Source organism: Desulforhabdus sp. TSK (genome assembly GCF_022836495.1).
GTDB lineage: Bacteria > Desulfobacterota > Syntrophobacteria > Syntrophobacterales > Syntrophobacteraceae > Desulforhabdus.
Genome location: NZ_BQXM01000003.1, coordinates 102966 through 122238, shown reverse-complemented (window position 1 = coordinate 122238; position 19273 = coordinate 102966). Strand labels below are relative to the sequence as shown.

Annotated in this window: 16 protein-coding genes; 4 read left to right on the top strand and 12 right to left on the bottom strand. The window is 53.9% G+C overall.

Annotated features, from left to right (window positions below):
- Nucleotides 1–37: 37 nt before the first annotated feature.
- The 6 genes from argF to MWC30_RS02950 all read right to left on the bottom strand — a co-directional run bounded on the left by argF (nucleotide 38) and on the right by MWC30_RS02950 (nucleotide 6221).
- Nucleotides 38–964, bottom strand: a complete 927-nt coding sequence (gene argF / locus MWC30_RS02975) for an ornithine carbamoyltransferase (RefSeq protein ID WP_244082665.1) — start codon at nucleotides 962–964, stop codon at nucleotides 38–40.
- Nucleotides 961–2151 carry an aspartate aminotransferase family protein gene (locus MWC30_RS02970; RefSeq protein ID WP_244082664.1) on the bottom strand — a complete coding sequence of 397 codons (1191 nt, stop codon included), beginning with the start codon at nucleotides 2149–2151 and terminating at the stop codon, nucleotides 961–963. The genes argF and MWC30_RS02970 overlap by 4 nt, the downstream gene beginning before the upstream one ends.
- 105 nt (nucleotides 2152–2256) lie before the next feature.
- Nucleotides 2257–3159, bottom strand: a complete 903-nt coding sequence (argB, locus tag MWC30_RS02965; protein ID WP_244082663.1) for an acetylglutamate kinase — start codon at nucleotides 3157–3159, stop codon at nucleotides 2257–2259.
- Nucleotides 3160–3221: 62 nt separating this feature from the next.
- Entirely contained in the window at nucleotides 3222–4598 is a 1377-nt protein-coding gene (gene hslU / locus MWC30_RS02960) for an ATP-dependent protease ATPase subunit HslU (protein WP_244082662.1), read from the bottom strand.
- 4 nt (nucleotides 4599–4602) lie between these two features.
- Nucleotides 4603–5142, bottom strand: a complete 540-nt coding sequence (gene hslV, locus MWC30_RS02955; protein ID WP_244082661.1) for an ATP-dependent protease subunit HslV — start codon at nucleotides 5140–5142, stop codon at nucleotides 4603–4605.
- A gap of 149 nt (nucleotides 5143–5291) precedes the next feature.
- Nucleotides 5292–6221, bottom strand: a complete 930-nt coding sequence (locus MWC30_RS02950) for a tyrosine recombinase (RefSeq protein ID WP_244082660.1) — start codon at nucleotides 6219–6221, stop codon at nucleotides 5292–5294.
- Nucleotides 6222–7109: 888 nt separating this feature from the next.
- Here MWC30_RS02950 and MWC30_RS02945 point away from each other — a divergent pair.
- From MWC30_RS02945 to MWC30_RS02935, 3 genes are all read left to right on the top strand, one after another.
- A complete protein-coding gene (locus tag MWC30_RS02945) occupies nucleotides 7110–9245 on the top strand; it encodes a C1 family peptidase (RefSeq protein ID WP_244082659.1) in 2136 nt (711 codons plus the stop codon).
- 537 nt (nucleotides 9246–9782) lie between these two features.
- Nucleotides 9783–11861 (top strand): elongation factor G, encoded by a 2079-nt coding sequence (gene fusA, locus MWC30_RS02940; protein WP_244082658.1) that lies wholly within the window; start codon nucleotides 9783–9785, stop codon nucleotides 11859–11861.
- Between the two features lie 146 nt (nucleotides 11862–12007).
- Nucleotides 12008–12556: a molybdenum cofactor biosynthesis protein B gene (locus MWC30_RS02935; RefSeq protein ID WP_244082657.1), complete on the top strand. Its 549-nt coding sequence runs from the start codon at nucleotides 12008–12010 to the stop codon at nucleotides 12554–12556.
- A gap of 122 nt (nucleotides 12557–12678) precedes the next feature.
- Here the strand turns inward: MWC30_RS02935 and MWC30_RS02930 are convergent, their stop codons facing one another.
- The 6 genes from MWC30_RS02930 to efp form a co-directional block, all read right to left on the bottom strand.
- The gene (locus MWC30_RS02930; protein ID WP_244082656.1) at nucleotides 12679–13071 is read right to left on the bottom strand and encodes a hypothetical protein; all 393 of its coding nucleotides are present in this window, start codon (nucleotides 13069–13071) and stop codon (nucleotides 12679–12681) included.
- Nucleotides 13072–13073: 2 nt separating this feature from the next.
- The gene (locus tag MWC30_RS02925) at nucleotides 13074–13574 is read right to left on the bottom strand and encodes a Mut7-C RNAse domain-containing protein (protein ID WP_244082655.1); all 501 of its coding nucleotides are present in this window, start codon (nucleotides 13572–13574) and stop codon (nucleotides 13074–13076) included.
- The gene (locus MWC30_RS02920; RefSeq protein ID WP_244082654.1) at nucleotides 13571–14347 is read right to left on the bottom strand and encodes a lipoprotein insertase outer membrane protein LolB; all 777 of its coding nucleotides are present in this window, start codon (nucleotides 14345–14347) and stop codon (nucleotides 13571–13573) included. The genes MWC30_RS02925 and MWC30_RS02920 overlap by 4 nt, the downstream gene beginning before the upstream one ends.
- Nucleotides 14348–14355: 8 nt before the next feature.
- Nucleotides 14356–16068 carry a tetratricopeptide repeat protein gene (locus MWC30_RS02915; RefSeq protein ID WP_244082653.1) on the bottom strand — a complete coding sequence of 571 codons (1713 nt, stop codon included), beginning with the start codon at nucleotides 16066–16068 and terminating at the stop codon, nucleotides 14356–14358.
- Nucleotides 16069–16226: 158 nt separating this feature from the next.
- Entirely contained in the window at nucleotides 16227–17153 is a 927-nt protein-coding gene (epmA, locus tag MWC30_RS02910; RefSeq protein WP_244082652.1) for an EF-P lysine aminoacylase EpmA, read from the bottom strand.
- Nucleotides 17154–17158: 5 nt separating this feature from the next.
- Entirely contained in the window at nucleotides 17159–17728 is a 570-nt protein-coding gene (gene efp / locus MWC30_RS02905; RefSeq protein WP_244082651.1) for an elongation factor P, read from the bottom strand.
- A gap of 187 nt (nucleotides 17729–17915) precedes the next feature.
- Here efp and eno point away from each other — a divergent pair, with 187 nt between their 5' ends.
- Nucleotides 17916–19196 (top strand): phosphopyruvate hydratase, encoded by a 1281-nt coding sequence (gene eno / locus MWC30_RS02900; protein WP_244082650.1) that lies wholly within the window; start codon nucleotides 17916–17918, stop codon nucleotides 19194–19196.
- The last annotated feature ends 77 nt before the right edge of the window (nucleotides 19197–19273 follow it).

Sequence of the window (19273 nt, the reverse complement as noted above, 5' to 3'; positions counted from 1 at the left end):
TCCTCACTGGTTCTTGAACTGTCGGGATGGAGCGGGGTCAGGGGCGCCTGTTCTCCTGGATGAGCCACTCCAGCAGCGCCATCTGCAGATGCATTCTGTTTTCCGCCTGATCGAACACGACCGATTGCGGCCCTTCCAGAACCTCCTCGGTGATTTCTTCTCCCCGATGCGCCGGCAGGCAGTGGAGCACCATGGCGTGGGGAGGAGCCGCTGCGAGAAGATCCTTGTTGATCTGGTAAGGGCGGAAAATTTCTTTGCGGGCCTCTGCCTCGGCTTCCTGGCCCATGCTGGCCCACACGTCCGTGTAGAGCACATCCGCCTGGCGAACCGCTTCCACGGGATCGTTTACGGAAATGATCTTACCCTTTCCCTGGCTGCGTCCCCATTCCAGGATTTCGGCCCTTGGCTCGTAATTTTTGGGGCAGGCCAGGTAGAGCGTAAAGCCCAGCACCGCCGCCGCATTGATCCAGGAATGAGCCACGTTGTTGCCATCCCCCACCCATGCCACGCACAGGTCGTCCAGGCTTCCCCGCTTCTCCTTGATGGTGAGCAGATCGCTCAATATCTGGCAGGGATGGTAAAGATCCGTCAGGGCGTTGATGACGGGGATGGATGCGTAGCGTGCGAGCTCTTCCACGTCCGTGTGAGCGTATGTGCGCACGGCGATGGCGTCCACGTACCGTGCCAAAACCCGTGCCATGTCCGCAAGGGGCTCCTGGCGGGATATCTGAGTGTCATTGGCGGTCATGAAGATGCAGTGACCTCCCAGACGGTACACGGCGGATTCGAAAGAAACGCGGGTTCGGGTGGAAGGCTTCACGAAAACGAGCCCGAGAACTTTCCCCGTGAGCGTCGGCTGAAAGGATCCCTGAGACCATTGTGCTTTCATTTCCCCGGCACGGGAAATCAACCGGAGAATCTCCGGGGGTGAAAGATCCCGAATCGTCAACAAATCGCGCTTCATGCCGTCTCCTCTTTCAGCACCGCGTCCAACGCCTCGATGAGCCGATCGATATCCTGCTGAGTCACAATCAGGGGGGGGACAAATCGAAGCACCTTTTCATGGGTGCAGTTGATGACAAAACCCCTCTTCAAGAGTTTTTCCACAATGACCTGCCCGGGTCGGGTGAGCTCCAGCCCTACCATGAGTCCTCGCCCGCGGACGTCGTAGATCACGCTGTGTCGTGCCTGGAGCTCCTTCAGGCGATCCATGAAATAATGCCCTGTCCGGTTCACTCTCTCCAGGAAAGAAGCCTCCGCTATGTGTTCGAGAACCCCCAGAGCAACAGAAGTCACCAGGGGAGTCCCGCCAAAAGTGGTGGCATGACTGCCTGGGACAAATGTCCTGGCCACCGCTTCCGTTGTCAGCATGGCGCCGATGGGAAGTCCGTTTCCCAGGGCTTTCGCCAGAGTCATGATGTCCGGCGAAACACCTTCCTGCTCGTAGGCGAACAGCGTCCCTGTCCGTCCCATCCCCACCTGGACCTCGTCGAAAATGAGCAGGAGATCACGGCTCTCGCAGAGGGCTTTCAGCTCCTTCAGGTAGCCGGGATCCGGAATGTTGATGCCCCCCTCTCCCTGTATGGGCTCCACCATGACGGCACAGGTCTTGTCCGTTATGGCGGCTTCCACCGCTTCCAGCGAATTGAAGTCGACAAAAGTGAATCCCTCTACAAGGGGTTCAAACCCTTTGTGAACCTTTTCCTGTCCAGTGGCCGACAGTGTGGCGAGGGTCCTGCCATGAAACGAGTCTTTCATGGTGATGATGTGAAAACGCCCCAGACCGTGGCGGTCCTTGCTGTATTTGCGGGCGATCTTGATGGCCGCTTCATTGGCTTCGGCTCCACTGTTGGAAAAAAACACCTTATCTGCAAAAGAATGTCGTGTCAATTCCGCCGCCAGTCGCACCTGAGGCGTCGTGAAAAAAAGATTCGACACATGGATCAGAGTCTTGGCCTGCCGGCAGAGGATGTCCGCGAGAACGGGGTGCGCATGCCCCAGGTTGCAGACGGCGATTCCAGCCAAAAAGTCGTGATATTCCCTGCCCGTATCATCCCACAACCTGCATCCTTCTCCCCGGACAAAGACGACGGGAAGTCTTGCGTAGGTATTGCAAATGTGCTCCTGACAGGCTGCCTGTATATTTTCCATCAAATTGCTCCTTGGTCCTTCACCACAAACGCACACCGGCACCGAACCGGAACCGGGAGCGTCGTCCATGGCTTTCATTCCGTTATGCTATGGAGTGCTCATGCTTCACTCATATGATTTCTTTTCTTTGGGGCGCTTTTTGAAAATCTCGGTGCCGATGCCCGCGTCCGTAAACATTTCAAGGAGCACCGCATGGGGAATGCGCCCGTCCACGATATGCACTTTCTTGACCCCTGCCTGCACCGCATCCATGGAGCACTGGACTTTGGGGATCATGCCGCCTTTCAGGGTCTCGTCCTGGAGGGCATCAGCGGCTTCCGCCAGGGTCATGCTGGGAATGAGTCGTCCTTCTTTGTCGAGGACTCCTTCAACATCCGTCATGAGGATCAGCTTCTTGGCCTTCAAAGCTCCCGCGATATGGCCGGCCACCAGGTCCGCATTGATATTGTACGTCTCGCCGTGCTCCCCCACCCCCACGGGGGCAATGATGGGAATGATGTTGCTTCTTTCGAGGGCCTGGATGATTTCCACATTGATGCGCTGCACTTCGCCCACCATTCCGATGTCGATGATCTCGGGCGGCCTGTCATCCCCCTGATAGCGAAACACGTGAAGCTTGCGTGCTTCGATAAGCTTTGCATCCTTGCCGCTGAGCCCGATGGCGCGTCCTCCGTGCCGATTCACCATGGAAACGATGTCTTTGTTGATCTTTCCCGCCAGGACCATCTCCACGACGTCCATGGTATCGGGATCGGTCACACGCATCCCACCGCAGAAGTCGCTCTGCTTGCCGATGCGCTCCAGCATCTGGGCGATCTGAGGCCCACCGCCATGGACGACCACGGGATTGATTCCAATATGCTTCATGAGCACGATGTCCTTGGCGAAGGACTCTTTCAGATCTTCAGCCACCATGGCGTGGCCGCCGTATTTGATCACCACCGTTTCCTGGTAGAAACGGCGGATATAGGGGAGTGCTTCGATTAAAATATTCGCTTTTTCCATCATACGCCACCTCTTGAAAATACCGTAGAACGCTGCGGCCGGGTCAAGCCGCCTGCTCCTGCCGGTTAGAGAATGTATCGGCTCAGATCTTCGTCTTTAACGATTTCCTGCAGGGTTTCCCGGACGTACGCGCTGGTGATGGGAATTTCCTGTCCCTTGAGGTCGGGGGCATTGAAGGAAATTTCCGACAGAAGCTTCTCCATGATCGTGTGCAGACGCCGCGCTCCAATGTTTTCCGTCCTGCTGTTGACCTGGTAGGCGATGGAGGCGATCTCCTCGATGGCGTCCTCATGGAAAACGAGCTTTACTTCTTCTGTCGCCAGGAGCGATTCGTATTGAACGATCAAGGCGTTCTCGGGCTCCTTCAGAATGCGCAGAAAGTCCTCCTTCGTAAGGGACTGCAGTTCCACGCGGATGGGGAACCTTCCCTGAAGCTCGGGGATCAGGTCCGAAGGCTTGGAAATGTGGAACGCTCCCGAGGCAATGAAGAGGATGTGGTCGGTTTTCACCATGCCGTATTTGGTGGTCACGGTGGACCCTTCCACGATGGGCAGAAGATCGCGCTGCACGCCCTCGCGTGAAACGTCAGGGCCCTTGGTGGATTCACGGCCTGCGATTTTATCGATTTCGTCCAGAAAGATGATGCCGGAATGCTCCACGCGCTCGACGGCGGACTTGATGACCTTGTCCATATCGATCAGACGCTGGGATTCGTCCTGAACGAGAATCTCACGCGCTTCGGGAATTTTGACTTTCCGCCTCTTGGTCCGTCGGGGCATCATGGAACCGAGCATTTCCCGGAAGTTGTAGTCCATGTCCTCCATGCCGGCTCCCGCGAATATTTCCACCATGGGTACATTGCGGTCTGGGACTTCCAGGTCGACATAGCGGTCGTCCAGGGCCCCTTTCCTCAGGAGCTTTCTGAGCTTTTCCCGGGTGGAATCGGCTTGTTCGGATTCTTCCAATGCTGCTCTGAGATTTTCCGTCTGATCGGATGCCGACTCCCGCGATTCAGCCTGTCTCTTGGGGGGCAGGAGAATATCCAGGAGTTTTTCTTCGGTGATCTCCTCCGCCCGCATTTTGACCGCCTCCATCTCTTCGGTGCGCACCATACTGACGGCCAGTTCCATGAGGTCCCGAATCATGGATTCCACATCGCGGCCAACATATCCCACTTCTGTAAATTTACTCGCCTCGATTTTGAGAAAGGGGGACTGGGCCAACCGCGCGAGACGGCGAGCGATCTCTGTTTTCCCGACTCCTGTGGGGCCGATCATGATGATGTTCTTGGGGGCAATCTCGTCCCTCAAATGCTCCGGTACCTGCTGACGCCGCCAGCGGTTCCGGAGAGCGATGGCCACCATGCGCTTGGCATCCCGTTGGCCTATGATGTATTTGTCCAGTTCTCGCACGATTTCCGCAGGTGTCAGGGGTTGTTGCATCGGACTAGAGCTCCTCCAGGGTAAATTCCGTGTTGGTGTAGATACAGATGGACGCCGCAATTTTCATGGCTTCTTCAGCGATCTGACGTACGGGCAGCGTCGTGTGCAAGGTCAGTGCCCGTGCGGCCGCCAGCGCGTAAGGCGCTCCCGACCCCACCGCCGCCAGACCATCGTCGGGCTCGATGACGTCTCCGGTTCCGCTCAGGATAAAACAGTCGTTGAGGTCTGCGGCGATCAAAAGGGCTTCCAGGCGCCGAAGGGCTCGGTCCATCCGCCAGTCCTTGGCCAGTTCCACGGCCGCCCGTTTCAGGTTGCCATTGTATTGCTCGAGCTTACCCTCGAGCTTTTCAAAAAGAGTAAACGCGTCGGCGGTAGCTCCGGCAAACCCTGTAAGAATTTTATCATTATACATCTTTCGAACTTTTCGTGCCCGGTGCTTCATGACCGTGTCGCCCAGAGTCACCTGGCCGTCTCCGGCGATCACCACCTGTCCATTCCTTCGGATGGCAAGAATCGTTGTCCCGTGCATGATGGATTCAGCCATGATGAAATCGGTCTCCTTTCGTGAAGTTATAGTGTGACAGAAGGCTTGGTCGAGCTGATTCCGGAAATCCCACGGCCTCCCTTTGAAGGTTCATTTTGTGCCTGGATCCGTCGGCCAAAGTCAGCAAACCCTGTCTGCCGGCAGCATCATCATTTTGGCTTTCGGCTGCGAGGGTGCGCGCTGTCGTAAGTCTTCATGAGCTGGTCCATGTGCACGTGCGTGTAACGCTGAGTTGTGGAGAGTGAAGAATGTCCAAGCATTTCCTGGATGGCTCGAAGGTCTGCGCCGGCATTGAGAAGATGCGTGGCAAAGGTGTGCCTCAGCCCGTGAGGACTCAAATGCTGCCAGAGGCCGCACCGCTTCATTTCCACTAGGAGGATACGATGGACGGAGCGAGCCGAGAGTCTCCCTCCCCGGGCATTGCGGAAGAGCGGACGATCCCGCAGGCGTGATGCCGGAAACTGGCTCTGGAGGGACTTCTGATAAGTCGCTATGGAATCCAGGGCCTTTTTCCCAATGGGGACAATCCGTTCTTTCGATCCCTTTCCCACGACTCTGACCATGCCCCGTTCAAAAGACACATCCATTTCATCCAGGTTGACGAGCTCTCCAACGCGTATCCCCGTCGAGTAAAGAGATTCGAAAAGCGCCCAGTTGCGACAGCGCCTCCAGGAGCTTCCTTTGGCGACGGCAGCCTGCCGCAGGGCGTCCAGAAAGTGGAACACGTCGTCCACTCCCATGAAGGAAGGGATCTTCCGTGTCGTTTTGGGGGCGGAGATCCATTCCGTAGGGTTCTTATCATACAACCCATTGTCATTGAGGTAGTGGAAAAATGTCCGCAGGGTAGAAAGTTTCCGCGCCTGGCTCGTCTTTTCAAGACGCTTGTGCAGAGACGCTAAGAAACCCCGAATGAATTCCGATGTCACCGAGTCAAGATCGACATCCTTCTCTCCCGTATTCGCAGCATAATACTCCTGCAACTGGGCCAGGTCGCCCGCGTAGGCGCGAAGGGTTTCTTCACTCAGGCCCCGCTCGTAGCGCAGATGAGAGAGAAAGCGTTCTCTACATTCTGCCCACATACCATTGCCTTAAATCTATCCAGCGTCGCATCGTGGTTCACCCGCCCTTAAGACTTCAATTCTATTTCTTTAACATATTTAGATAGCTAGCAGGATCTAGAAGACATAGATGAAAAATATTCTCACAAAAAAGTCAGCTAACTAACATACAAGGGAAAAAAATCAATGAGAAAAGAGCCAATAATCTCCACAGTTCAGATTTTCATTTGGATGAATTGTATTATTGCACTTATGGAGCTCCATTACCACTCCCAGCCAGTGCCTGAGTATGTCCCTTTTTGAATCGTAAACGGGGATCGTGTTGGAATCACGATGAGATCCCAGCTATTTGTCATTTTCAAGTATCTCTCTTGTGTTAGGCGGAATTTCGATTTTGATTTTATTGATTTAATTCCGTAATTTATTTCAAATCCGTTGGCAGCGATTTCTCTAGCCCCTGCGAGTGATTCTTTGCATTTCATAAGGGGGTATACTTTTTGCTGACACAAATTTATCTAGAATCTTTAATAATTCAATCTCATTTTGGAAATTTTAGAAACGAAATGAAGAAAACGTTTTTCTAGAGTAAGAGTATCTGCTGCCTAGAGTTTGAAGACAAAAATTCTGCAACAATTTTATGAGCTCCGCACAAATTGGAGTAGGGCGTCCAAATCGGCTTTCGGCCGTTTCCCGGTTTTTGGACCCGGCGAAAGCCTCCTGAGTCAAGATGTGGCGGCTATTTTCCCGGAAATTCCGACAGACCAAAAACCGGGTAAAGAATCTGGGCGATTCCGGTCTTTTTTGGACGCCCTAAAATTGGAGACATTCTGAAAAATTGTCAATGATGGAAAGTCCTGCTGGACGCTAACATTGGAGGCTATGAAATATCTTCACAAAAAGGAGAACCAAATGCTTCTTCCGAGAGATGTCAAAGGGCAAAAATTTTTGTTTAGTACAGTAGCACTTTTCATTCTTTCTATCTTCATTTTCAGTTCATTAGGTTTTGCTGAGGAAGGAGAACTCGGTCGGATAAGAAAGGCAATTGGAGGTAAACGGGCTCGATGGTCTGCCGAAGAGACATCCGTTTCGAAATTGCCTCTGGAGCAAAAGAGAAAACGTGTTGGCCTCATCAAACCGACTGCTCAAGAGTCCCAGAACGATGAGGAGTTGCTTACAGCTTCCGCGCCGATATCCTTGGCTGCCCCTGTTGGGAGCTTTGACTGGCGATCGAATGGAATGAATTATGTCACCCCAGTGAAGGATCAGAAGGCTTGCGGAAGCTGTTGGGCTTTTGCTACAACGGCTGCTCTCGAATCTCAAGTAGCCATAGCCACAGGTGGCGTCAACAAGGATTTGGCCGAACAGACTCTCGTATCGTGCAGTGGTGCGGGAAGCTGCAATGGAGGGTATATTGACCGTGCATCAAACTATATCTCTGCTTCTGGTAGTGGCTTACCTACTGAAAACTGTTTCAATTACACTGCAGCCAATACTTCCTGCGGCTATATGTGTTCTGACTGGCAGAAGAGTACAGATGCGATAATGAGCTGGCATTGGGTTACTTACACTACTCCAACCGTATCTATCCTTAAGGATGCGCTATTTACCTATGGACCTCTGGTCACTACTATGGATGTCTATGAGGACTTTTATTATTATCACCAGGGTATTTATAGCTATACTTCAGGAACCTATCAGGGGGGGCATGCTGTTTTGCTCGTGGGTTATGATGATAGTGCCCAATGTTTTCTGGTGAAAAACAGCTGGGGTACCGGTTGGGGAGAAGCAGGATATTTTAAAATTTCATACAATGAACTTAAAAGTTTAACACACTTTGGATTCTATACCATAGCGTATGAAGGTTATTATCAACCCACCCCTCCTCCAGCTGCACCGGCGGCTCCGAGTGACCTGAGTGCAACGGCCTTTTCCAGTACCCAGATTAATCTTTCCTGGACGGATAATTCGAGCAACGAGAGTGGTTTCAAGATTGAGCGCTGTACGGGATCTGGGTGTACGTCCTTTTCCCAAATCACAACGGTGGGGGCGGGTGTCAAGACTTACAACAATTCCGGCCTTGCGGGGGGGGAATCGTATACCTACAGAGTGCGTGCCTACAATTCGGGTGGCAATTCCGACTACTCAAAGACTGCCACCGCTTTGACCCCAGCGGTACTGACTGGTCCTGCGGCTCCCAGTGGTTTGAGTGCAACGGCTTCTTCCAGTACCCAGATTAATCTTTCCTGGGTGGATAATTCGAGCAACGAGAGTGGTTTCAAGATTGAGCGCTGTACGGGATCTGGGTGTACGTCCTTTTCGCAAATCGCAACGGTGGGGGCAGGTGTCAAGACTTACAACAATTCCGGGCTTGCAGGAGGGGCATCGTATACCTACAGAGTGTGCGCCTACAATTCGAGTGGCAACTCCAAATATTCAGACGCGGCTACCGCTGCGACACCCGCGGTACCGACCGGTCCTGCGGCTCCCAGTGGTTTGAGTGCAACGGCTTTTTCCAGCACCCAGATTAATCTTTCCTGGACAGATAATTCGAGCAACGAGAGCGGATTCAAGATCGAGCGTTGTAAGGGATCTGGGTGTACGTCCTTTTCGCAAATCGCAACGCTGGGGGCAGGTGTCAGGACTTACAATAATTCCGGGCTTGCGGGAGGGGCATCGTATACCTACAGAGTGCGTGCCTACAATTCGAGTGGCAATTCCAACTATTCAAACACGGCTACCGCTGAGACACCTGCGGCAATCCGTCCAGTGGCTCCCACTGGCTTAAGTGCAGCGGCGTCTTCCAGCACGCAGATCGATCTTTCATGGGCGGATAATTCCAACAATGAGACAGGTTTTAAAATCGAACGTTGCACAGGTTCTACCTGCACATATTTCAGGCAAATCGCCACGGTTGGACCCAATATCAACACGTTTTCAAATACGGGCCTGAGCAAGTATTCAGTTTATAGATATCGAGTCAGATCGTACAATTCCTATGGAAACTCAGCTTACTCTAATATCATAATTAAACAGCCCCTCCAGTGATCCCGTGCGAAGAAGGGTCAATATCTTGAGCAGGAGATTCTGAATCGATTGCCTATGTAATGGCAGGATTTGTTTCCCCAATGTTTCTTGGCGAGCAAGAGCCGGATGTCATTCTTGACACCCGGCTCTTGTCATTCTGAATCGTGGCAGGTATGGCAGTTGTTTGCAATACCATCAAGGGGATCCTTTGAAAGCTTCTTCGCGGTAAGCGGTAAGAGGTCTCCTTGGAAGGGCGGCAAGGAAGGAATGGCAGGAATTAACTTGACTTTAGATCGGAATTTGCCCTATTTTCTCACACTGATTTTTCCCGAGATTTCCAAATATTGAACCAAAGAGGGATAGGGAAAAAGATCGGCTGGAGAAAGCGGGCAGAAGACCTTCTGCCGCTTCTTAAATTGCTCATATTCATGCCATACAGGCGAGAATCATCCAGGTTTCGGATGTGGAGTTTCCAGTGTAATGATTTTGTCTTGAGGAGTCGTCAACGGTAGTGAGCCCGGCCGAGAAGGGCCGTATTGATCTGAGAAAGGAAGAGACATGACAGATGAAACAAAAAATGTTCGAACTTTCGCTATCATCTCCCATGGTGGTGCAGGCAAAACCTCTTTGGCTGAGGCCATGCTGTTCAATGCCGGAGTGACGACTCGGCTCGGAAAGACGGATGAGGGCACATCCATCATGGATTATGAGCCCGAAGAGGTGAAGCGAAAGATCACCATCAGCACGGCTTTCAATACCCTGAACTGGAAGAAGCATCAACTGACGGTCATCGACACGCCGGGCGATTTCAACTTCATTGCAGAGACCAAAACCTCCATGCAGGGTGCCGATGCCGTGCTGGTCCTGACGGATGCCATCGACGGGGTTCGCGTTCAAACGGAAAAGGTGTGGGAGTTTGCTGACGAGATGGGTCAGCCGCGCATCATTTTTGTCAGCAAAATAGACAAAGAACGGGCAGACTTTCAGAAAACGATCCAGGATGTCCAGGCCAATTTTGGAAAATCCTGCGTGCCGCTTCAGCTTCCCATCGGCGTAGCGGAAAATTGCCAGGGGGTTGTCGATATCCTCAACGCCAAAGCCTACTACTACACCAAGGGGGACAGTGGTCAGTTCGAAGTCAAGGATATGCCCCCCGAGTTGGCGGACCAGGTAGCTCAGTACAAGGAGGAAGTGGTCGAGCGGGTAGCGGAGTCCAGTGATGAGCTTCTGGAAAAATACCTGGAAGAGGGTGAACTGAGCGCGGAAGAGGTGAAGAACGGGCTGCGGGGTGCTGTCATCTCGGGAAAGCTGATTCCCATCACGTGTGGGTCCGGCGCTTCAAATATAGGCATTCAGCCTCTCATGGATTTGATCGTGGAGTGTTTCCCCTCTCCGCAGGATCAGGGCGAAAAGAAGGGCTTGAATTCTCAAGGGGATGCTGAAGTCGTGAGACAACCCGACCCCAACGCCCCACTGAGCGCTCTCGTCATCAAGACGATCAGCGATCCCTACGCCGGCCGGCTTTCTATTTTGCGTGTCTTTTCCGGCACATTGACCCCGGATTCCACGGTCTTGAATTCAACCAAGAGCAGCAAGGAACGGTTTGGGCAATTGCTGCGGTTGAAGGGGAAAAACCAGGAGCCCATTCAATCGGCTGGTCCCGGCGATATTGTTGCCGTGGCAAAGCTCAAGGAAACCACGACCCAGGACACGCTCTGCTCTGAAAAGGATCCCATCGTATTTCCCCCCGTCGAACTGCCTCCCGCCATTTATTCTCTCGCTGTGGAACCCAAGAGCAAAGGTGATGAAGAGAAGATCTTCTCCTCTCTCTATCGATTGCTGGAAGAGGATCTGACCCTGAAGCTCGAACGGAAGGAAGAGACCAAGGAGATGATCCTTTCGGGAATGGGTGAGATTCATATAGAAGCGACCATCGACAAGCTGAAGAGGAAATTCGGGGTGGAGGTGAACCTTAAGCTCCCCAAGGTCACTTACAAAGAGACGATCAAGGGTAAAACGCGCATCCAGGGTAAATACAAAAAGCAGTCTGGAGGCCGTGGCCAGTATGGCGATTGCTGGATCGAGATGGAGCCCCTGCCGCGAGGTGAAGGTTTCAAATTCTATGACAAGATCGTCGGCGGCGTCATTCCCAAGCAGTACATTCCCGCCGTTGAAAAAGGCATTGCCGAAGCTCTCCCCGAGGGACCTCTGGCAGGCTACCCCGTTGTGGATTTCAAGGTCGATCTCGTCGACGGGTCTTTCCATCCCGTTGATTCCTCTGAAATGGCTTTCAAGATCGCCGGTTCCATGGCTTTCAAGAAGGCGATCATGGAAGCGAAGCCCACGCTGCTGGAGCCCATTGTCATCATGGAAATTACTGTCCCCGACGATTGCATGGGGGACATCATTGGAGATCTGAACTCCAGGCGAGGCAGGGTGCTCGGCATGGAAAGCAAGGGCAAGAAACAAATCGTTAAAGCAAACGTTCCCCTGTCCGAGGTGCTTAAATATGCTCCTGACCTTCGCTCCATGACGGCGGGACGCGGCATGTTCACCATGAAATTTTCCCATTACGAAGAAGTCCCGGCTCAGCTCCAGGAAAAAATTATAGAAGCCAGCAAGGAAGAGGAAAAATAGCCCGCCACCCGTGTTCCACGGGATTGCGCGGATCAATGTGTATTCATGCGGGCTGGGGATAATCCCCGCCCGCTTCTTGTTCGTACTGGGTGAGTTCCCAGTTCTATCCATCGGGTTTCATCCCCGGAACGCACAGGGAGGCGCGAATGAGTCTGCATCATGGCAACGGTGGGCATGGCCTTACTCCCGGTGGCCATCAGTTCAGTCGGACGACAGCCTTGATCACGGTCAGCGACCGCGGATCGCGAGGGGAGCGTGAAGATACGTCCGGGAGCAAGCTCCTCGACCGCCTGGAGGCTGCAGGGTATGATGTCCCGTACCGGGAGATCATACCGGACGAAGTTTCACAAATATCCAGGACGTTGTGCCTGTATGCCGACGAGAAGAAGGTAGCTCTCATCATCACGACGGGAGGGACCGGGGTATCGCCCCGCGATGTCACACCGGACGCCACGGCATCCGTGGTGGACCGCATGATTCCCGGGATGGCGGAGGCCATGCGGGCCGCAGGCCTTCAGAAGACTCCCCACGCGATGATTTCGCGTGCAGTGGTCGGCATCCGCGGCGCAACCTTGATCGTCAATCTGCCGGGAAGCCCAAAAGGAGCTCTCGAAAACCTCGAAGTCATCCTGCCGGCGCTCTCACACACACTGGAAAAGATCCAGGGAGATCCATCGGACTGTGGAAGGGCCTGACAGTTGGAATCGAGGCAGCTGGGATAGTCTACAGGGGGAGGAATGAACCGGGAGTGACGGGAGCCGCGGTGGGGGAAAGAATCCCCCCATGCCGCACGGCTCCCCGGGAACCGAATGTCCTCTTATGATGCGTCGTCGCCGCCCATATTCGCCCGCTTGGCCGAATATTTCTCCCGAATCGCTTCCTTTTTGGATTCGTGGCTTCTCTCGATGTTCGCTAGCACTTCATCCACCTGAAACAACAAGGCTTCGGCTTCCTCGACGCGCTGGAGGGCCTGCTTCACTTCGGGCATTTCCAGCCAGTTGGTCTGGCCCTGTTTATAGTGGGCGTAAATTTCCGATCCCAGCTTTCCCTGCGCCTTCGTCAGCCCTTTATGCAAGGAGCATTTCTTCCAGCTCTGCATGCGCTGCTTAAGAAATTTCAGTATATAGGAAGAAAAAATCTGCCCGTACTCCAGGGAAAAGTAACCCGACTTTTGAAGTATATCCAAAATGGTCTTGACGATGCCGCTCATACTTACCCTCCTGTCTGCTCATTCATCGATACGCTCCATCCCAGTTCATCCTGCAAACGATCTATCATGCGCCTCGGATGACTTCCGGACCAGTAGACTTTATTACACTTTGGGCAGTGGTAAAATGAAACATTTGTTTCGAAAACGTAATCGGGAACATGGCTTAAGGCCAAACTGCGGGCCAGTTTGGACAGTCTTTCATTGCACCGAATGCAGCGGTGCAAAAGGCGAACATCCCCGGGTGCAACAGGTATCCTCGCCATGACCTCCCGGAGTTGATCCATGGGATCGTTGGAAGAAAGAATGGAGACCCGGGAATGCTCCGACCATCGCCGTGAGCGCGTTAGAATCAAAAAGCCTTCCCTTGAAAAACGCTCTACGGTTTGCAGCCGATCCAAACGCCGGTAGCGTGTGTCAAACCCTAGAACACGCAGCCATTTGGCAAGTTTTCCCATCATGACATCGACGACAAACCGCTTTTCCGATGTGCCCGATTCTGTCATGGGTGCTCGTCCAGACTGACCCTCCGCACTCCTCCCGGGAAAGAGGGGAGAAAAAGATCGTCCCACATATGGGATGCGGTCTGAATCTGGTCAATGGTCACATCCATTTGCCAATCCGACGACAGAAAGGCAATTCTGCGAGGGCTTTCCGTTACTTCCAGGGGTACCGGAGGATCGTAATTCACGGTGTAATGCCAAAGCCCCTGGCGTGCTTCAAAGGCTTTGAACGTCATGGGTTGAGACAGAAATGACCACTCGTAGCGCCAGCCGTCGTCCCTGGCCTGAGATTGGCCCACCCACCGGGACCGTTCCGAGAGAAGCTTGAAGGTTTCCAGTTGTTCGGGAGGCAAACTCGCCGCCAGGCTATACCCCAGCACGTTCAACGGCAGAGAGACTCCCAGGAAATGCTGGGTCAGCACCTCGGGCTTGCGTGCGGTGTAAAGGGTTTTTTCGCTGGGGACCCAGAGGCTGGATTCCCCCTTGTTGTAAATGATCACCCCGAGAGTCTGACCGAAGAGGTTGAATGCTTCCAGGCGCAGCCGGTCGGGCAGGTCGGCCAGGACGACGGCGCGCAAAGGATATTTTCCCTTGGCGCTGTCGGCCCTGAGGTGAAAGCTTGCCGTATATTTCTGCCAGTGCCTGCCTCGGTCTCCGAGGGCGGCCCTCCACTCTTCTTCCGCCAAAGGCATGGGCCTTTCTGCAGGACCGACAAACCGTGAACATCCGCTCACGGTCAAGAGCACCGCTGCGAACCCCAGGAAAAATATGCACACTGATCTTCTCATTGGATACGTTCGATCTTCCTCTTGATGGTATCGGGCTCGGAGTGCCCTGCTTCGAGCGCTTTTCGATAACCCTCCAGGGCTTTGCTCTTCTTTCCCAGGCTGGAGTAGATATCCCCCAGATGCTCAAAGATGATGGGATCGTTGGGGACTCTTTTCACCGCCTGCAGTATAATTTCGAGCGCTCTTCTGTCCTGTCCGAGCTTGTGGTAGACCCAGGCAAGACTATCCATAATGTAACCATCGTCGGGTTGCAGTTCGAGAGCGGTTTTGACCATTTGCTTGGCTTCCAGGAGACGGATGCCCATATCCGCGTAAGTATACCCCACGTAGTTGAGGGCATTTGGATTTTTGGGCTCTATGGCCAGGATCCTCTGCATGACCTTGATGGCCTCTTCCTTCTTGCCTTTTTTATCCAGGAGAACGCCTTTACGAAAAAGGATGTCGGGGTCCTCTCCTGCCTTTTCCACCCCCCTGTCCAGCACCTTGACGGCCTCCTCATACTTGCCCTGCTCTTCATAAATGACGGCAAGATAAAGATAAAAATCCGGCAAATCGGGCTGCTTCTCCAGGGCGGCTTCGAGCACCTCGGCCCCTTTGGCCGATTCCCCCTGCTTGGCCAGGAGGAGGGCAATACGGATCTGGGTGGTGCTCCAGAGGGGACTCTCGGGGGGGATCATCCTGAAGGTGCGGATTGCCTGATCGACCAAGTCCTTTTCCTGGTAGGCCGATGCGAGATAATAGAGGGCCTGATCATATTGGGGCTCTTCCTTGAGCAGCATATTGAAGGCCTGGATGGCTTCGTCATAGTTCCTGCGCTGCAGCTGGATCAAACCTATCTTGAGACGCGTTTCCACGTCCTTCGGATTCACCACCAGCATTTGTTCAAACTCCTGCAGGGCCTTGTCGAGCCTGTTCTCCCGCATATAAAGATTTCCCAGGCGTGCCCGTGCCTGGGTGCTGGATGCATCCGATGCAAGAATGCGTTTGTAGGTTTTTTCGGCGGCGCTGGAACGGTTGGTGACCTCATAAATGTATGCAAGATCCAACAATGCACTTTCGAAATTGGGGTCCATGGAAAGGATCTCGCGGTACATGATCTCGGCCTGGTTGTAGAATTTCATATCGAGAAAGACGCGCGCCTTGTAGTAAATGGCTGCAGGATTGTCCGGGATAAGGACCCGGAGGTGCTCGAAGGTTTCCACAGCTTCTGAAAAACGGCCTTCCTGGGCATAGAGGGCTCCCAGTAGAAGGTGGGCATCTTCATTGGAAGGATTGAGCTCGATCACGCGCTTGTACGCCGCGATTGCTTTGGCGTTGTTGCCGGTGGCCGTGTAGAGCTGCCCCTGGAGCATATAGGCTGGTTCATATGTCAGATCGTAGGTGGTAGCCTCGCCGATCAGTTTGAGGGCCATGTCCATCTTTCCCTGTCGAAGGTAGAGGGCTGCCAGCTCCGTCAGCAGAATGGGAGAATTGGGATCTCTTTGTACCGCGTCACCGTATGCCGCGGTTGCGTCGTCGATCTGCTTTTCTTGAAGGTAATGCTGAGCCACCAGATAATCATAGTAAGTTTTGGAGCGGGAGAGAGATTCATCCGGGAGGGTAAGGGGGGTCTGGCCCATCAGAAGGCTGGACCGCGAATCGAAGTGAAGGCAGCCATAAAGGGAGAGAATGGCCAGAATAAAAAAGCAGGGGAATCTTCGAGAGATCATGATCATCCTTGCGGCATCGACGGAAGAAAACATTATTGATAACAATAAAGTAGCACGCTCTTCCCCTAGCACATTTTGCTCGTGACGTCAATCGCTTACAGGGGGACACCCGGCAGCGGGCTCTCGGCATTCCTGCATGCCCTCACAGGGGCGGGAGCTCAATCGAATCCAGGTGGAAAAGGCACGATTTCGTCAATGTGACCGGCATTCCCCAGGAGCATGATCAACCGATCAACGCCCAGGGCGATGCCTGCGCAAGGCTGGAGGTCCTCCAGGCTCGCCAGAAATCGCTCCGGCAGGGGGTATGGCACATATCCCTGCTGCCGGCGCATTTGGAGAGCCTCGCGAAAGCGTGAGCGTTGTTCGGCGGCATCGGTGAGCTCGCTGAACCCGTTTGCAAGTTCCAGTCCGGCCCAGTAGAGCTCGAAGCGCTCGGCGACGGAAGGGTCGTCGTGCCTGAGGCGCGCTAGTGCAGCTTGGCTGGAAGGATAATCCGAAAGAATACAAGGTGTTGGAAAACCAAGGTGTGGCTCCACTTTCTCCACCAGGTCCCCGTCGAACCGGTATTGATCCACATGGCTGGAAGGCTCCCACCCGGCGAAACGGCGGAAAGCTTCACGAACCGTGTAGTGCTGCCACTCTCCCTCCACCTGCAGCCAATGGCCCTGGTAATCCCAGCCTGATGCCTTGCCCTCCTCGTGGCAGACGGTGAGGAGGAGATTGCGACAGTCTTCCTGGAGGGTGCGGTAGTCTGCGTACAGCCTGTACCATTCCAGCATGGTGAATTCACTGTGATGGAAACGCCCCTGCTCTCCGCGCCGAAAGACCGGCGTTATCTGAAAAATTCTCTCATACCCGGCGGCGAGCAAACGCTTCATGTAAAGCTCCGGGCTGGTGATGAGAAAGTAAGGGGCATCCGCCGGGATGGCTTCAATGTATGGCTCAGGGGCTGGCGCCGGTGTCCTGAGGGGCGTTTGCACCTCCATGAAGCCATCTTCTATAAAATACCTTCGGATGGTCTGTAGAATGCGGCAGCGGAGCTCCAAATGGGCGCGTTTGCCGGCAAGAATTTCCTCGGCAGACATTTCCGTCAGGCTTTCACTCTTTCTACGTAGGCTCCGCTGCGTGTGTCGATGCGCAAGACCTCTCCCTCCTCGATGAAGAGAGGAACCTGTATGACGAAGCCCGTTTCCATGGTCGCAGGCTTTGTGGCGCCTGCAGCCGTATCACCCTTGATTCCCGGATCGGACTTGACCACCTTGAGGACAACGAAATTGGGCAGGTTGATGCCGATGGGACGTCCCTGGAAAAAGAGCATGCTCACCACCAGGTTCTCCGTGAGATAGTTAGTGGCATCGCCCACTTGATCCCTCGTCATCTCGATTTGCTCGTAGTTGGCGGTGTTCATGAAGTGAAAACTGTCGCCCTGGCTATAGAGAAATTGCATGTCCTGTTCTTCGAGGTCGGCAGATTCGAACTTGTCCACGGAACGGTAGGTCCGGTCGAACTGTGATCCCGTGATCATATTTTTCAGACGGCAACGGTATAGCGCCTGCCCCTTGCCCGGCTTGGAAAATTCGAAATCCGTGATAATGTAAGGCTCCCCGTCGATTTCCAGTTTGAGTCCTTTGCGTAAATCACTCGTTGTCAGTGTCGCCATGGTTTTGTCCTCTCTTTCGGATTGATAACTTCGACTAAATTTTTTATTCTAAAAAAATGTATGGCTATACGTCAAGTTTCTTCATCAGTGTTAAGAGTCTTTTGGAATGCTGTTTCCACCGATAGGCATCACTTTATCGGCTCGTGTTGAGAATGCACTATGTCTACCAAAGAAGGAGGAAGGGACCATGGGTGAAATTCTTTTTGTCAGGGCGCGTGAGATCCTCGATTCACGGGGCAATCCCACTGTAGAAGCGGAAGTGGTACTGGATAGCGGTTACGAAGGAAGGGCAGCGGTGCCGTCAGGCGCATCGACTGGATCGAGGGAAGCCCTCGAACTGAGGGATGGTGACTCCAAACGTTATCTCGGCAAAGGGGTCCTGACGGCGGTCCAGAATGTCAATAATGAAATTGCTCCCAAGATCATCGGTATGGACGGCAGAGATCAGGTGGGACTGGATCAGTTCCTTTTGAGCCTGGATGGAACCGAGAACAAGAGCCGCCTGGGGGCCAACGCGATTCTCGCCGTCAGCATGGCTGCCGCCAAAGCGGGTGCGGCTGAGAGTGAGCTCCCCCTCTACCGGTACCTGGGCGGAGCGTTGACCTACCTGCTCCCCGTTCCCCTGATGAATGTCCTCAATGGGGGCGCTCATGCGGACAACAACCTGGACATCCAGGAGTTCATGATCGTCCCCGCCGGTGCATCAACCTTTGCCGAAGCTCTGAGGATGGGGGCGGAAACCTTTCACCATCTCAAGAAGGTCCTGAAGTCCAAGGGCTTGAACACCGCCGTGGGAGATGAAGGTGGCTTCGCCCCCAATCTTCGCTCCAACGTGGAGGCCATGGACGTATTGATGCAGGGCATCGAAGCGGCCGGGTACGAGCCGGGGAAAGATATCTTCATTGCCCTCGATGCGGCTGCCAGCGAATTCTACAAAGACGGGGCTTACCGCCTGGAGGCCGAACAGCAGCCGCAGAAGAGCCCCGAGGAGTTGATCGAGTTCTATGCACAGTGGGCCTCCAAGTACCCTCTGATCTCCCTGGAGGATGGGATGTCCGAAGGGGACTGGCCCGGGTGGAAATCCCTGACACAGCGACTGGGGAACAAGATCCAGATCGTGGGCGACGATGTCTTCGTGACGAATACGAAGATCCTGGCCAAGGGTATCGAGGAGGGCGTCGCCAATTCCATCCTCATCAAATTGAACCAGATCGGCACCGTCACCGAAACGCTTCAAGCCATCAACATGGCGTTGAGAGCCGGCTATACCGCCGTCATTTCTCATCGTTCCGGCGAGACGGAAGACACGACCATCGCCGATCTGGCTGTGGCGTCCGGAGTCGGCCAGATCAAAACGGGCTCTCTTTCGAGAACGGACCGCATCGCCAAGTACAACCAGCTCCTCCGCATCGAAGAGGAATTGGGAGATGCAGCCTGCTATGCCGGTCTGAAGGCTTTTGGAAAATAAAGACGCATCGGCCAGGGGGAGCTCCTCCGGCGAAATGGGTTGGCCTTTTGGAACTTCCCCTTGACAGCATCCCTGTT

Coding starts and splice junctions, on each gene's coding strand:
- argF (WP_244082665.1), bottom strand. CDS start 964: ATGAAGCGCGATTTGTTGACGATTCGGGATCTTTCACCCCCGGAGATT.
- hslU (WP_244082662.1), bottom strand. CDS start 4,598: ATGCAACAACCCCTGACACCTGCGGAAATCGTGCGAGAACTGGACAAA.
- MWC30_RS02915 (WP_244082653.1), bottom strand. CDS start 16,068: ATGATCTCTCGAAGATTCCCCTGCTTTTTTATTCTGGCCATTCTCTCC.
- fusA (WP_244082658.1), top strand. CDS start 9,783: ATGACAGATGAAACAAAAAATGTTCGAACTTTCGCTATCATCTCCCAT.
- eno (WP_244082650.1), top strand. CDS start 17,916: ATGGGTGAAATTCTTTTTGTCAGGGCGCGTGAGATCCTCGATTCACGG.
- MWC30_RS02970 (WP_244082664.1), bottom strand. CDS start 2,151: ATGGAAAATATACAGGCAGCCTGTCAGGAGCACATTTGCAATACCTAC.
- MWC30_RS02925 (WP_244082655.1), bottom strand. CDS start 13,574: ATGACAGAATCGGGCACATCGGAAAAGCGGTTTGTCGTCGATGTCATG.
- hslV (WP_244082661.1), bottom strand. CDS start 5,142: ATGGCTGAATCCATCATGCACGGGACAACGATTCTTGCCATCCGAAGG.
- efp (WP_244082651.1), bottom strand. CDS start 17,728: ATGGCGACACTGACAACGAGTGATTTACGCAAAGGACTCAAACTGGAA.
- MWC30_RS02945 (WP_244082659.1), top strand. CDS start 7,110: ATGCTTCTTCCGAGAGATGTCAAAGGGCAAAAATTTTTGTTTAGTACA.
- MWC30_RS02950 (WP_244082660.1), bottom strand. CDS start 6,221: ATGTGGGCAGAATGTAGAGAACGCTTTCTCTCTCATCTGCGCTACGAG.
- argB (WP_244082663.1), bottom strand. CDS start 3,159: ATGATGGAAAAAGCGAATATTTTAATCGAAGCACTCCCCTATATCCGC.
- epmA (WP_244082652.1), bottom strand. CDS start 17,153: ATGTCTGCCGAGGAAATTCTTGCCGGCAAACGCGCCCATTTGGAGCTC.
- MWC30_RS02935 (WP_244082657.1), top strand. CDS start 12,008: ATGAGTCTGCATCATGGCAACGGTGGGCATGGCCTTACTCCCGGTGGC.
- MWC30_RS02930 (WP_244082656.1), bottom strand. CDS start 13,071: ATGAGCGGCATCGTCAAGACCATTTTGGATATACTTCAAAAGTCGGGT.